This is a genomic window from Streptomyces sp. NPDC004609, assembly GCF_042873655.1.
In the GTDB taxonomy this organism is placed as follows: domain Bacteria; phylum Actinomycetota; class Actinomycetes; order Streptomycetales; family Streptomycetaceae; genus Streptomyces.
Map to the genome: position 1 here is coordinate 102,091 of NZ_JBIALS010000028.1, position 10,406 is coordinate 112,496.

Here is a 10,406-nt window from a genome sequence, read left to right on the forward strand (position 1 = left end):
ACGGGGCGGTGCTCGCGCCGCTCCTGCTCCGGAGCGCGAGCACCGCTCACACCCCCGCCCCATCCGCCCGGAACGTCCGGCGGTACACCGTCGGCGCCACCCCCAGCACCGCCTGCACGTGCTGCCGCATCGACTGCGCCGTGCCGAAACCCGAGTCCCGTGCCACCTGGTCGACCGAGAGATCCGTGGACTCCAGCAGGTGCCGCGCCCGCTCCACCCGCTGGCGGGTGAGCCACTGCCCGGGGCTCACGCCGACCTTCTCCCGGAAGCGGCGCGTGAAGGTGCGTACGCTCATGGACTCCCGCTCCGCCATGTCCCGGAGCCGGATCGGCTCGTGCAGCCGCTCCAGCGCCCAGTCGCGGGCCATGGACGTCGTCGCCGACCGTGCCTCCGGGACCGGGCGCCGGATGTACTGCGCCTGGCCGCCGTCCCGGTGCGGAGGCACGACACTGCGCCGGGCCACGTCATTGGCGACGGCCGCCCCGTGGTCGCGCCGGACCATGTGCAGACAGAGGTCGATCCCGGCCGCGACACCCGCCGAGGTGAGGACGTCGCCGTCGTCGATGTACAGCACGTCGGGATCGACCCGGACGGAGGGGAACAGCCGCTGGAGCCGGTCCGCCCAGGACCAGTGCGTGGTGGCCGGCCGGCCGTCGAGATACCCCGCCGCGGCCAGCAGGAAACTGCCGGTGCAGATGGAGGCCAGCCGGGTGCCGGGGCGGATCTGGCCGAGGACCTCGGCGAGTCCCCCGGGGAGGCGGCCCTCCCTGAAGAGTTCGGGGGGTTCGTACGCGGCCGGAACGATCACCGTGTCCGCCTCGCCCAGCGTTTCCGGGCCGCGGTCCACGTACACCGCGAAGTCGGCCGTGGTGGAGACGGGGCCGGGGACGGCGGTGCAGGTGATCACCTCGTACAGCGGCTCGCCGCCCGCGGAGAAGGCACGGCCGAAGATCCGGTGGGGGATGCTCAGTTCGAAGGGGATGACCCCGGGGAAGGCGAGCACGGCGACCCGGTGCGGTGCCCCGCGCGGGTTCTCCTGCGGTACGGCGGCCATGGCCCGATCCTATCGAATACTGTCCCTCGGGCCACTCGATCGGGCGAAGCGGCCCCCGGATGCTGGATGTCGTGACCGAGACCCCCGAGATCGCGCGACCCCACCGCCTCCCGCCCCGGCCCCGGCGGTTCCCGCGCGGCATCCACCGCGCCTGGTACGTCGCCGCCGTCACCTTCGTGACGATCACCGGCGCCGCCGCCTTCGCGTCACTCCCCGGGCTGCTGATCGAGCCGCTGCACGAGGAGTTCGCGTGGTGATGCTTGGGGGAACTTGAGGCTCGGCCTTGCGTCTCTGCTGGCAACCGGTCGGGGCGGGCTCGGCGGCATGGCGCCCGTACAGGGCGGTTCCACAGGGGAGCGCCCCGATCGCTCACTGCGGTGTAGTCGAGTACCGCTCGATGCTCGCGCGGCCTGTCGATCGGTCGAGTAGGCGCAGCTCCCAAGGGCCCGTGTTCACGTCGAAGTCTTTGCCGAACCCGACCCACTTGCCCGCCATGCGTCGGCCTGTCGGCTCGATGAGTAGCTGAATCGCACCGTGGTATCGGGCGCCCTGGTAGTACCCGTCGGTCGCTGTCTGTTCAGTCCATGTACCAGTGACGACGTTCCGGTCGACGGTGAGATCCAGGGACAACGGGCTGTCGGGGTTGGTCGACGCTCCGGGCAGGCTCTGGGCTGTCAGCCGGTTGCCGTGCTGGACGATCACGACGTGGTGCTTGCAGTCGAACGTCTCGTCACGGCTGGACGAGTAGAACTCGTACCGGGACAGCCAGATGCCCGCGTACTCGCTCTGCGGCTCCAGCTCCGGGCTTGTGGCAGCGTCAGCCGTGCCGACTTCCCCAGCCTCCATGTCGTGGCCTCCTGCCCCGTCCGAGTGGACGCGTGTCATCGGGATCGCGAACCCCAGTGACTCGGGGGTGCGGCCGGTGAGCTGCTTCAGTGCCCGTGCGTACAGCGGGCGGCATGTCCTGGTCTCCCCGGACTCCCAGCGTTGCACGAGTCGCTTGGAGGCGTCGTTCGGCTCCCCCAGTTCCTCGCCCGCGCGACGCAGGCCCTGGGCGAACTCGTCCTGGCTGAGGTTCATCGACTTGCGTACGGAGGTCAGCACGTCATTGGGGATTCGCTCACGCTCGGCCGTAGTCGTCATGATCCGAGGGTAGCCACGTCCCGCTTCCAATGACACCGGTTTGACGCCCTCGGGCTGACGTCGACATGACGTCCGAGGGACGCCTTGAACGTCGCCGCGATGGTCGCCACCGATCCGGAACATGGACGCCATGTCCATCCACATCAGCGCTTACACGGTGAGAGCCGACGGCACTCGGACCGAGCCGCGAACCCTGTACGAGGGTGAGGGCGGGGAGCCTCTCGCTACTGGCCTCATGCCGCCGTGCCTGTGTCCCAAGTGCGTGGGTGGACGACGTAACCGGAGCACCACGGAACCCCAATACGTGGAGGCAAGTCAGCATGAGCACGGTAGTAGTGATCCGCGACCCGAAGGCGTACGTCACCCCGGACGTGTGGGAGCGGGAGGTGTCCCTCCTCCTCCGCAACCCGGAGAACACGCGCGAACTGGCAGAAGCCAAGTTCGGGCAGGCCATCGCCTACCTGGTCACGTGCGGCGAGAACCCGGACCTTCTCATGGGCCCGTCTGGGCAGGTGGACGAGGCATGGCACTCGTTCATACTCGACTCGATCCCGTACCACCACTTCACCAACCGGCACTTCGGCCGGTACATCCACCACGTTCCGGAGCTTCCGGGGTCGGTGGCCGGGGTCCAGTGCGTCAGCGACGACAAGGCGACGCTGGACGGCCACGACCTCAAGACCGGCGGCCCGCTCGTCCTGGAACAGACGATCAAGGCCATCAAGGCGGCCGGGTTCGAGATCGACCCCGACCTGTGGGGCAAGGAGGACGCGGCCGACTGCAACCAGTGCCACGCCGGGTGCCACGACTCGCCCAAGTAGCGCTGAGCAGCAAGTGAGTTGGGGCCTGTCCCCGTACGTTGGGGGTGGGCCCCTCTTGCCGGAAAGGATCACCGCATGTCATTGGCTGAGTCCTGGGACAGGTACGCGGTCGGGAGCAAGCCACGCCGGACCGTGAACGCCAAGGGTGAGATGACCTGGCTGAACTGGACTCAGTACGCCGATCACGGGCCGGACGAGACCGTTCTGGGTCCTGCGGCCGGGCGCAGGGTGCTGGAACTCGGCTCAGGGAGCGGCAGTAACCTCGCGCACCTGGTGACGCTTGGCGCGACAGGTCTGGGGGTGGACGTAGCACCCGCTCGCGAGACGGTCGCACGGGAGCGCTGGGGGGAGCTGCCGGGCCTTGAGTTCCGTACGGTGGAGGCGACGGCGTTCCTGAGCGAGACGGACGAGACGTTCGATCTCGTGCTGTCGATCTTCGGTGCCGTGTGGTTCGTCGATCCGGACACCCTGCTCCCGCTGATCCGCTCGCGCATGGCGCCGGGCGGCATCCTGGCCTTCTCGCACTTGCCCCCAGGCAGCCAGGGGCCCAAGCCCGCCAACGCCGGACTGCGGCACGACCGCACCCCGGAAGAGTGGGAACGCATCCTGGAGGGGCACGGCTTCTCTGATGTGCGTGCGTCTCTGATCGACCCGCCAGAAGGCAGGGCCGTGGGCACGATGCTTGTCCGCGCCTCGGCGGCCTGACCACATGGCCCCCAGCTCGGGGGGATTTCCTTGCTTGATCGCCAGTGTCGGGCGGGACGACGAAGCCCCGCCCTCGGGTGAGAGCGGGGCGCGAGTCGAGCGGGGCAGGCTACGCGTCGGGTTCGTCGTCGGCGATGTGGTTCCACTCCACGGTCATGTAGTCGTCCACGGTCATCTTCGCCGCCTTCTTGAAGCCGTTCGGGTGCATCGTGATCGTGGTGACGAATTTGACCCACGCTCGACGGGCGGGGAGTGGAGTGTTCGGCCAGTCCTGAATCAGGCCAGCGATGCCCGACACGGGGTCGATCGGGGGCAGGCCAGTGACACCGGACAGCTTCTCGTCGATCTCGCTCAGCCTGGCCCGGATCGCCTCGGTACCGGCCGTCATCTGCGACAGGGAGATGGACCCCGAGGCGTAGGCCACGGCCAACCCGTCGAGCCGTTCCCGCAGGGCCTGCGCCTCCTGGTGAAGGTGGGCCGAATCGTCTCCCTCCTCCTGTCGAGCGGCAAGGACCCAGGGCAGGAAGTCCGGGAAGACGATCCGCGCGAGGACCGCGTTACCGGCTCGCTTGTCGGCCAGCTCTCGCGGAACGCGTACGTGCTTCTGTCCGCAGCGGTAGACAGGAGTCCCTCGGTACATGCCGCCTCGCACGGTCTCTCCGCAACGCTCACACGCGGCCAGTCCGGCGAGCAGGGTCTGAGGGGCCGAGCCGGTACGCGCACCGCCCGTGAACCGCTTGGGGTTCGTCAGTGCCGACACGAGGCCGTAGTGCGTCACCTCGTCCAGGATCGCGGGCCACTGGCCCTCGCCCACCACTTCGCCCCGGTAGGTGGATTGAGCGATGTACCGAGGGGAGATGAGCACCTTCTTCACTCCGCCTACGCCCCACCCCTTGGCCTCGTCCTTCGCCGTGCCGGACGACGAACGGGGAGCGAGCAGACCGAGGCCGGTCCAGTAGCGGGCGACGGCCGCCAGGGTCTCGCCCCGAAGGACCATCTCGGCACCTTTGCGAATCGCTTCCGCCTCGTCCTCGACCACGGTCACGTAGTCGTCGGCGTACCCGAAGGTTCGCAAGCCCGCCTTGTGCGGCTTGCCGTTCTTCGCTGCCTGAAGGTTCGACGCCTTCTGCCGCAGTGCCTTCTGCTCGCCCTCGTACTCCGCCCACGCCGTGACCGTCTTGGCCGTCGCCCGCCCGGCCGGAGTCGCGAGATCCAGGTGTCCGGCATGGATGGCGTGGACGTTGACACCGAGCGCGATCACCCGCAACAGGTCTTCGGTCTTGCGTACGAGCCTGTCGGTGTGCCAGCAGAGGATCGCGACGGCTTCGCGGTCTCGGTCAACCTCGCGCTGTACGGGCTGACGGCACCGTTCGCGGCGGCTCTGATGGACCGTTTCGGCATACGCCGGGTCGTGGCGGTCGCCCTCACGGTGATCGCGGTCGGCTCCGGCCTGACGGTGTTCATGACGGCGTCCTGGCAGCTGATGCTGTACTGGGGCATCCTCGTCGGATTCGGCAGCGGCACGATGGCCCTCGCCTTCGCCGCGACCGTCGCCAACCGCTGGTTCGTCCGGCGCCGGGGTCTGGTCACCGGCATCCTCACCGCGGCCGGGGCCTCCGGGCAGCTCGTCTTCCTCCCCGTGCTGTCCTGGCTGGTGGAGGACCACGGCTGGCGCCCGGCCGCCGTCACCGTCGCGCTCTCCGCACTCGTCGTCGTGCCCTTCGTGTGGCTGCTGCTGCGGGACCACCCGGCGGACGTGGGGCTCGCGGCGTACGGCGCCGAGGGGTTCACACCCAAGCCGCCCCCGGTGCCGGGGGCCGCGCGCCGGGCGGTGACCGTACTGGTCAAGGCGGCCCGCACGGGACCGTTCTGGCTGCTCGCCGGGACCTTCGCGATCTGTGGCGCGTCCACGAACGGCCTGGTCAAGACCCACTTCGTGCCCGCCGCCCACGATCACGGCATGGCGATCACGGCGGCGGCGTCGCTGCTCGCGGTGATCGGCGTCTTCGACGTCATCGGCACGGTCGCGTCCGGCTGGCTCACCGACCGCTACGAGCCCCGCCGGCTGCTCGCCGTCTACTACGCGCTGCGGGGCGTCAGCCTGCTGTTCCTGCCGATGCTGCTCGCGCCCACCGTCCAGCCCCCGATGATCTTCTTCATCGTCTTCTACGGTCTGGACCGGGTGGCGACCGTCCCGCCGACGATCGCCCTGTGCCGGGAGCACTACGGCGAGGACAGCGCGATCGTCTTCGGCTGGGTCCTGGCCTCGCACCAGGTGGGCGCGGCGGTGGTCGCGTTCGCGGGCGGGGTGTCACGGGATGTGTTCGGCTCGTACGACGTCATCTGGTACGCCTCGGGCGCGCTGTGCGCGGTCGCGGCGCTGATGGCCCTGGTGATCCGGCGCGAGCCGCTGCCGGTCCTGGCTCCGGCGCTGTCCCCGGCCGCCGGGGACCCGGCCGGGACGTCCCGATGACATCCCGGCCGAGCGGCGGTGAGCTGTGCGGTACCGGCCTTCGCGGCGGCGATCCGCTAGCGGATGGCGGACGTCCCCGGGAGCTCCCAGGTCCTCTGGCCCGGGCCGGTGTTGTAGTAGATCGTCCCGTCGCCCGTGAGGGGCGGGTTACGGGTGCTCCAGGAGGTCGCACACGTCTCCGCGCCACTGTCCCTGCTGTTGATCCAGGTCTTGAAATCGTCGCAGCTCCTGCCTTCCAGCATGGCGTCGTTCCGCTCCAGGCGCGTGTAGACCTCGAACTGCGTGAACCCGCCGGGGTTGTTCAGTTTTGTCCAGCTCAGAGTTACCCTTGACTGGAATTTCCCTGTGGAGGGGTGCCTCTCCACGCAGATCTTCGCGACGAGCTGGATGTTGGCGACGTACCTCGCATCGGTGGTCTCGCAGCGTGTGACGGCACTGGCAGGCGTGGCGAGCGCCGGCATGGCTGCGACGGCCATGACCCCGGCGAGAGCGAACATGCGCTTCCTCAAAGGTTCCTCCTGGTGTGGGGAGAGAAACAACTGACACCTGTAACAACGCGGTGGACTCCGGGCCCAGTTGCTGTCGGGTGACTGGTCAGCCGCGTGATATTCGGAGCGCCGTCACCGGGGAGAGACCCGCCGGGGTACGTACGAGACGCTGGAGGACGCACGGGACACGCGGCTGGAGGATGCACGAAACGCGGCTGGAGACGTACGGGTCACGGCCGGGGCCGGGCCGCCGGGTTCACCGGAGGCATGGCTTACGGCACCTGCACGCCACGGACGTGCGCGGGCATGCGGAACAACCCCCTGCGGAACAACCCTCAGGCCGTGACCTTCGCGGCGAACGCTTCCAGATTCCCCATCACCCGCGTGATCTTCTCGTCCACCGTCAGGCTCTCCTCGTTCCGGACGAACCGCAGCTTCGGCTGCCGGATGCCACGGATGTAGAGGGAGCACGCGAGATCGGCGCACAGATACAGCCCGACGCTGCTGCCCTGCCGGCCGCGCGCCCCGGCCAGCGGGGCGACGAGCAGGGTCACACCGGAGGAGGCGTGCCCGGTCAGGCAGACATTGCAGATGCTGGACTTGAACGCCCCGGTGTTGGTGGTGCCCGGCACACGCAGGCTCAGGCCGAGCGGACCGCCCGTCGTCCCCGGGATGACGAGATAGGCGCGCAGGGGGGCACCCGGGTCGATCCAGCCGAGGAAATCGAGGTCCTGCCAGGGCAGATCGGCGAAGTCGAGGGGCAGCCGGAGGCGCTTCGCCTCGCCCTTCGTGCAGTTCACGAAGGAGGTGCGGATCTGTTGGTCACTGAGGGGGTCCACCCACCGGACGCTACACAGGGCGGGGAGCCTGAGCATCCGGTTTTCCCGGCCGAGGAGGCCTTCCCGTGCAGGGTGGGCCCGGCCGCGGAGGACTCCTCGGCCATGGGCGGGCCCGGCTCCGTACGGCCGCCGGTCAGTCGCCGAGGCGGCGGAACGCCCCCCGGTGAAACACCAGCGGCTCGCTCTCCCCGGACGCCCCCAGCGCCTCCACCCGCCCCACCACGATCAGATGATCGCCCCCGGTATGCACGGCCTGGACGGAGCAGTCCACCCACGCCGGAGCGCCCTCCAGCAGCGGCGACCCGGTCACCGGCGCGGGCCCGTGTGCCACCCCGGCGAACTTGTCCGCCCCGCTCACCGCGAAGCCCCGGCACAGCCCGCCCTGCTCCTCGCCGAGGACGTTGACGCAGAAGGCCCCGGCGCGGGCGATGCGCGGCCAGGTCGTCGACGTACGCCCCACCATGAACACGATCAGCGGCGGATCGAGCGACAGCGAGGAGAACGACTGGCAGGCGAACCCGGCGGGGCCGTTCTCGTCGTGGGTGGTGATGACGGTGACCCCGGTCGGGAAGTTCCCGAGCACCCGCCGGAACTCCGCCGGGTCGAGCGGCAGGCGCTCGTCGTCGCCGACGGCCCGCAGTCCGGGGCGCGGCAGTACGCCGAACCGCTCGGCGGCGGTCGTGGCGTCCGGCCCGGTGGCCGTGGGCGCCCCGACGGAACGGAGGTACCGGACGGCGGTGGCGGCCATGGCGGCGTGTCCCATCACACCTTCATTGAAGCTGACGGATCGTCAGATGTGAAGACCCCCGGGCGGTGGCCCGGGGGCCGGGGAACCGCCGCGCTTTACAGCGAGCCGAGGAACGTCACCCAGGCGGCCGTGCCTATGAGCAGGCTGGGCCCGCCTGGATTCTTGGAGTCTCGTACGGGGACGGCGCCGGGGTAGCCGTCGGCTACCTCGACGCACTCGCCGCCCTCGCCGTTGCTGTAGCTCGACTTCCGCCATTTAGGGACGTTCAGGTCTTCTGTTGGCATTGTCTCTCATGGTCCTCCGCCGCCGATTCGATCAGAGCCAGGGACGCCTCCGGCGGCTGCGCGACTGCCCTTGCGAGATCGTAGGACCTGAAGTGCCTGGCGACGAGGGCTGGTTCGTCCGTGAGGTGGCCTGTATGGGCCCCTTCGCTGTATGCCATGGGTGGCGCGTCGGCGAAGGTCAGGAGATGCAGCATGCTGCCCATGGGGGCGTGGGCTCCATCGAGGAAGCGGACGACCTGGATGAGCGCCTTGTGTGACCGTGCCAGCTCTGCCAGGTATCGGAGCTGAGCCGCCATTACCGAGTGGCTGCCCACTTTCGTCCGTAGGCCGGACGGCGGTGGCGGCCATGGCGGCGTGTCCCATCGCACATTCATTGAAGCTGACGAACCGTCAGATGTGAAGACCCCCGGGCGGTGGCCCGGGGGCCGGGGGACTGCCGCGCTCTACAGCGAGCCGAGGAACGTCACCCAGGCGGCCGTGCCTATGAGGAGGCTGGGCCCGTGTGGATTCTTGGAGTCCCGTACGGGGACGGCGCCGGGGTGTCCATCAGCTACCTCGACGCAATCTCCACCTTCACCATTGCTGTGGCTCGACTTCCGCCATACCGCAGTGCTTACGTCTCGCTCGTCCATCTCTCGTAGTCCTCCGCCGCCGATTCGATCAAAGTCAGGGACGCCTCCGGCGACAGTGCGACGGCCCTTGCCAGATCGTATGACCTCGTGTACTTCGCAACGAGACCGGGTTCATCGATCAGTTGCCCCGTGTGAGGGCCCTCGACGTAGGCGACATCCGGTGCATCGATGAACGACATGATGCTGGCCATGCAACCCATGGGCGCATGCGGACCGGCAGTGAATGGCACTACCTGCACGACCGCGCGCCGCCCTCGCATCAGACTGGTCACGTACCTCAGTTGATCTGCCATTACCGTCGGCCCTCCCACCACCATGCGCAAGGCCGTTTCATGCATGATTACCCAAAGTCGGGGGTCGGGCTCGCGCAGGATCTGCGCCCGGTTGAGTCGAGCCCGGACCGTGGCGGCGACAGCATCTTGATCGCCGCACGGATCGGTGGCCCATGTGACTGCGTTCGCGTAGTCCGCTGTTTGTAGCAACCCTGGGATCACCGTAGGCGCGTAATGGCAGATGGAGGTTGCGGTCTGCTCCGCCTCCACTGCATCTGCGAAGTAATCGACATGCCCGGCTTTCTGAGCGGTGAGCGCCAAGCGGTGGAACAGCGTGCCGGACTGGAACACGGCATCGACCTGCTTCGCCAGCTCCGGCCGCATGTTCCGCGCGCCCGTCTCGATCTGGGCGACCAGGGACTCCGCGCAGAACAGCAGCTCGGCGAGCTTGGCCTGTGTCATCTGGTGTTCCGCGCGACGCAGGCGTAACTCCTCGGAGAGGAATTCGCGGGGCGTTTGTGCGGGGCCCTGCTTGCGTTTGGCCACCGTCAACCTCCTTCTTTCACATCCGGGTTGTGAGGCTAGTCCCCGCTGCCGGTACTGCCGCCGACTTTCGGGAGAATCAATCGGGCAAGACAGGCCGCGCCGTCAGGCGATTGTCGAATGCTTGTGCCCATGGGTGCCCTTCCACGGCCTCGGGGCGGAGTCATGTGAAAGCGGCGATCCTTTCTCACCCTGCCTTTGTGACCTGCGAAGTCCTTCCGGAGACCACCGTTCAACGGGGAACGTGACGGGGCAAGGAAAGCGGATGTCTATGAAAGGCGGACAACATGGCCGGCTACCAGCACCGGACCAGGGTCCCGGCATGAAGTCGCTCTGGGGTGAGTCGTCCGGTCTGGGGGGTGTGGTCCGGGTTGCGGGCATACGGAACGGGCACGATCCCGGTG

13 protein-coding genes and 2 pseudogenes are annotated in these 10,406 nt (G+C 68.7%); 4 read left to right on the forward strand and 11 right to left on the reverse strand.

The window, feature by feature from the left end; genetic code table 11:
* Positions 1-46: 46 nt before the first annotated feature.
* Complete coding sequence (locus ACFYT4_RS25590; protein ID WP_389273448.1) at positions 47-1,054, reverse strand: GlxA family transcriptional regulator; 1,008 nt, start codon at positions 1,052-1,054, stop codon at positions 47-49.
* Positions 1,055-1,113: 59 nt separating this feature from the next.
* On the opposite strand from ACFYT4_RS25590, the pseudogene ACFYT4_RS25595 reads away from it, so the two are divergent.
* Positions 1,114-1,308: pseudogene (locus ACFYT4_RS25595) on the forward strand (MFS transporter); the annotation flags it as partial.
* Positions 1,309-1,423: 115 nt separating this feature from the next.
* Here the strand turns inward: ACFYT4_RS25595 and ACFYT4_RS25600 are convergent.
* Positions 1,424-2,197: a helix-turn-helix domain-containing protein gene (locus ACFYT4_RS25600; protein ID WP_389273451.1), complete on the reverse strand. Its 774-nt coding sequence runs from the start codon at positions 2,195-2,197 to the stop codon at positions 1,424-1,426.
* Between the two features lie 320 nt (positions 2,198-2,517).
* Here ACFYT4_RS25600 and ACFYT4_RS25605 point away from each other — a divergent pair, with 320 nt between their 5' ends.
* Positions 2,518-3,018 carry a glycine-rich domain-containing protein gene (locus ACFYT4_RS25605; RefSeq protein WP_389273455.1) on the forward strand — a complete coding sequence of 167 codons (501 nt, stop codon included), beginning with the start codon at positions 2,518-2,520 and terminating at the stop codon, positions 3,016-3,018.
* Positions 3,019-3,093: 75 nt separating this feature from the next.
* The gene (locus ACFYT4_RS25610) at positions 3,094-3,723 is read left to right on the forward strand and encodes a class I SAM-dependent methyltransferase (protein ID WP_389273458.1); all 630 of its coding nucleotides are present in this window, start codon (positions 3,094-3,096) and stop codon (positions 3,721-3,723) included.
* Between the two features lie 109 nt (positions 3,724-3,832).
* Here ACFYT4_RS25610 and ACFYT4_RS25615 read toward each other — a convergent pair whose 3' ends face one another.
* Together ACFYT4_RS25615 and ACFYT4_RS25620 are read right to left on the reverse strand one after the other, a co-directional pair.
* A complete protein-coding gene (locus ACFYT4_RS25615; protein ID WP_389273497.1) occupies positions 3,833-4,768 on the reverse strand; it encodes a recombinase family protein in 936 nt (311 codons plus the stop codon).
* A 105-nt stretch (positions 4,769-4,873) separates the two neighbouring features.
* A pseudogene (locus ACFYT4_RS25620) lies at positions 4,874-5,137 on the reverse strand (recombinase family protein); the annotation flags it as partial.
* Between ACFYT4_RS25620 and ACFYT4_RS25625 the strand changes: the two are divergent.
* Positions 5,024-6,196 carry an MFS transporter gene (locus ACFYT4_RS25625; protein ID WP_389273460.1) on the forward strand — a complete coding sequence of 391 codons (1,173 nt, stop codon included), beginning with the start codon at positions 5,024-5,026 and terminating at the stop codon, positions 6,194-6,196. The pseudogene ACFYT4_RS25620 and the gene ACFYT4_RS25625 overlap by 114 nt on opposite strands.
* A gap of 56 nt (positions 6,197-6,252) precedes the next feature.
* On the opposite strand, the gene ACFYT4_RS25630 is transcribed toward ACFYT4_RS25625, so the two are convergent.
* From ACFYT4_RS25630 to ACFYT4_RS25660, 7 genes are all read right to left on the reverse strand, one after another.
* A complete protein-coding gene (locus tag ACFYT4_RS25630; protein ID WP_389273463.1) occupies positions 6,253-6,705 on the reverse strand; it encodes a hypothetical protein in 453 nt (150 codons plus the stop codon).
* 314 nt (positions 6,706-7,019) lie between these two features.
* Positions 7,020-7,559 carry an FBP domain-containing protein gene (locus ACFYT4_RS25635; RefSeq protein ID WP_389273466.1) on the reverse strand — a complete coding sequence of 180 codons (540 nt, stop codon included), beginning with the start codon at positions 7,557-7,559 and terminating at the stop codon, positions 7,020-7,022.
* 97 nt (positions 7,560-7,656) lie between these two features.
* On the reverse strand, positions 7,657-8,271 hold the full coding sequence (locus ACFYT4_RS25640) for a flavin reductase family protein (protein ID WP_389273500.1): 615 nt from the start codon (positions 8,269-8,271) through the stop codon (positions 7,657-7,659).
* A gap of 95 nt (positions 8,272-8,366) precedes the next feature.
* The gene (locus tag ACFYT4_RS25645; RefSeq protein ID WP_389273469.1) at positions 8,367-8,555 is read right to left on the reverse strand and encodes a DUF397 domain-containing protein; all 189 of its coding nucleotides are present in this window, start codon (positions 8,553-8,555) and stop codon (positions 8,367-8,369) included.
* Positions 8,537-8,929 (reverse strand): Scr1 family TA system antitoxin-like transcriptional regulator, encoded by a 393-nt coding sequence (locus ACFYT4_RS25650; RefSeq protein ID WP_389273472.1) that lies wholly within the window; start codon positions 8,927-8,929, stop codon positions 8,537-8,539. Before ACFYT4_RS25650 ends, ACFYT4_RS25645 begins: the two co-directional genes overlap by 19 nt.
* 69 nt (positions 8,930-8,998) lie before the next feature.
* Entirely contained in the window at positions 8,999-9,187 is a 189-nt protein-coding gene (locus tag ACFYT4_RS25655) for a DUF397 domain-containing protein (RefSeq protein ID WP_389273474.1), read from the reverse strand.
* The gene (locus tag ACFYT4_RS25660) at positions 9,169-10,005 is read right to left on the reverse strand and encodes a Scr1 family TA system antitoxin-like transcriptional regulator (protein WP_389273477.1); all 837 of its coding nucleotides are present in this window, start codon (positions 10,003-10,005) and stop codon (positions 9,169-9,171) included. The genes ACFYT4_RS25655 and ACFYT4_RS25660 overlap by 19 nt, the downstream gene beginning before the upstream one ends.
* Positions 10,006-10,406: the final 401 nt, after the last annotated feature.

Excerpts from the sequence above, each read along its gene's own strand:
- ACFYT4_RS25590 (WP_389273448.1), bottom strand. The coding sequence starts at position 1,054 with ATGGCCGCCGTACCGCAGGAGAACCCGCGCGGGGCACCGCACCGGGTC.
- ACFYT4_RS25600 (WP_389273451.1), bottom strand. The coding sequence starts at position 2,197 with ATGACGACTACGGCCGAGCGTGAGCGAATCCCCAATGACGTGCTGACC.
- ACFYT4_RS25605 (WP_389273455.1), top strand. The coding sequence starts at position 2,518 with ATGAGCACGGTAGTAGTGATCCGCGACCCGAAGGCGTACGTCACCCCG.
- ACFYT4_RS25610 (WP_389273458.1), top strand. The coding sequence starts at position 3,094 with ATGTCATTGGCTGAGTCCTGGGACAGGTACGCGGTCGGGAGCAAGCCA.
- ACFYT4_RS25635 (WP_389273466.1), bottom strand. The coding sequence starts at position 7,559 with ATGCTCAGGCTCCCCGCCCTGTGTAGCGTCCGGTGGGTGGACCCCCTC.
- ACFYT4_RS25640 (WP_389273500.1), bottom strand. The coding sequence starts at position 8,271 with ATGGCCGCCACCGCCGTCCGGTACCTCCGTTCCGTCGGGGCGCCCACG.
- ACFYT4_RS25645 (WP_389273469.1), bottom strand. The coding sequence starts at position 8,555 with ATGCCAACAGAAGACCTGAACGTCCCTAAATGGCGGAAGTCGAGCTAC.
- ACFYT4_RS25650 (WP_389273472.1), bottom strand. The coding sequence starts at position 8,929 with ATGAATGTGCGATGGGACACGCCGCCATGGCCGCCACCGCCGTCCGGC.
- ACFYT4_RS25655 (WP_389273474.1), bottom strand. The coding sequence starts at position 9,187 with ATGGACGAGCGAGACGTAAGCACTGCGGTATGGCGGAAGTCGAGCCAC.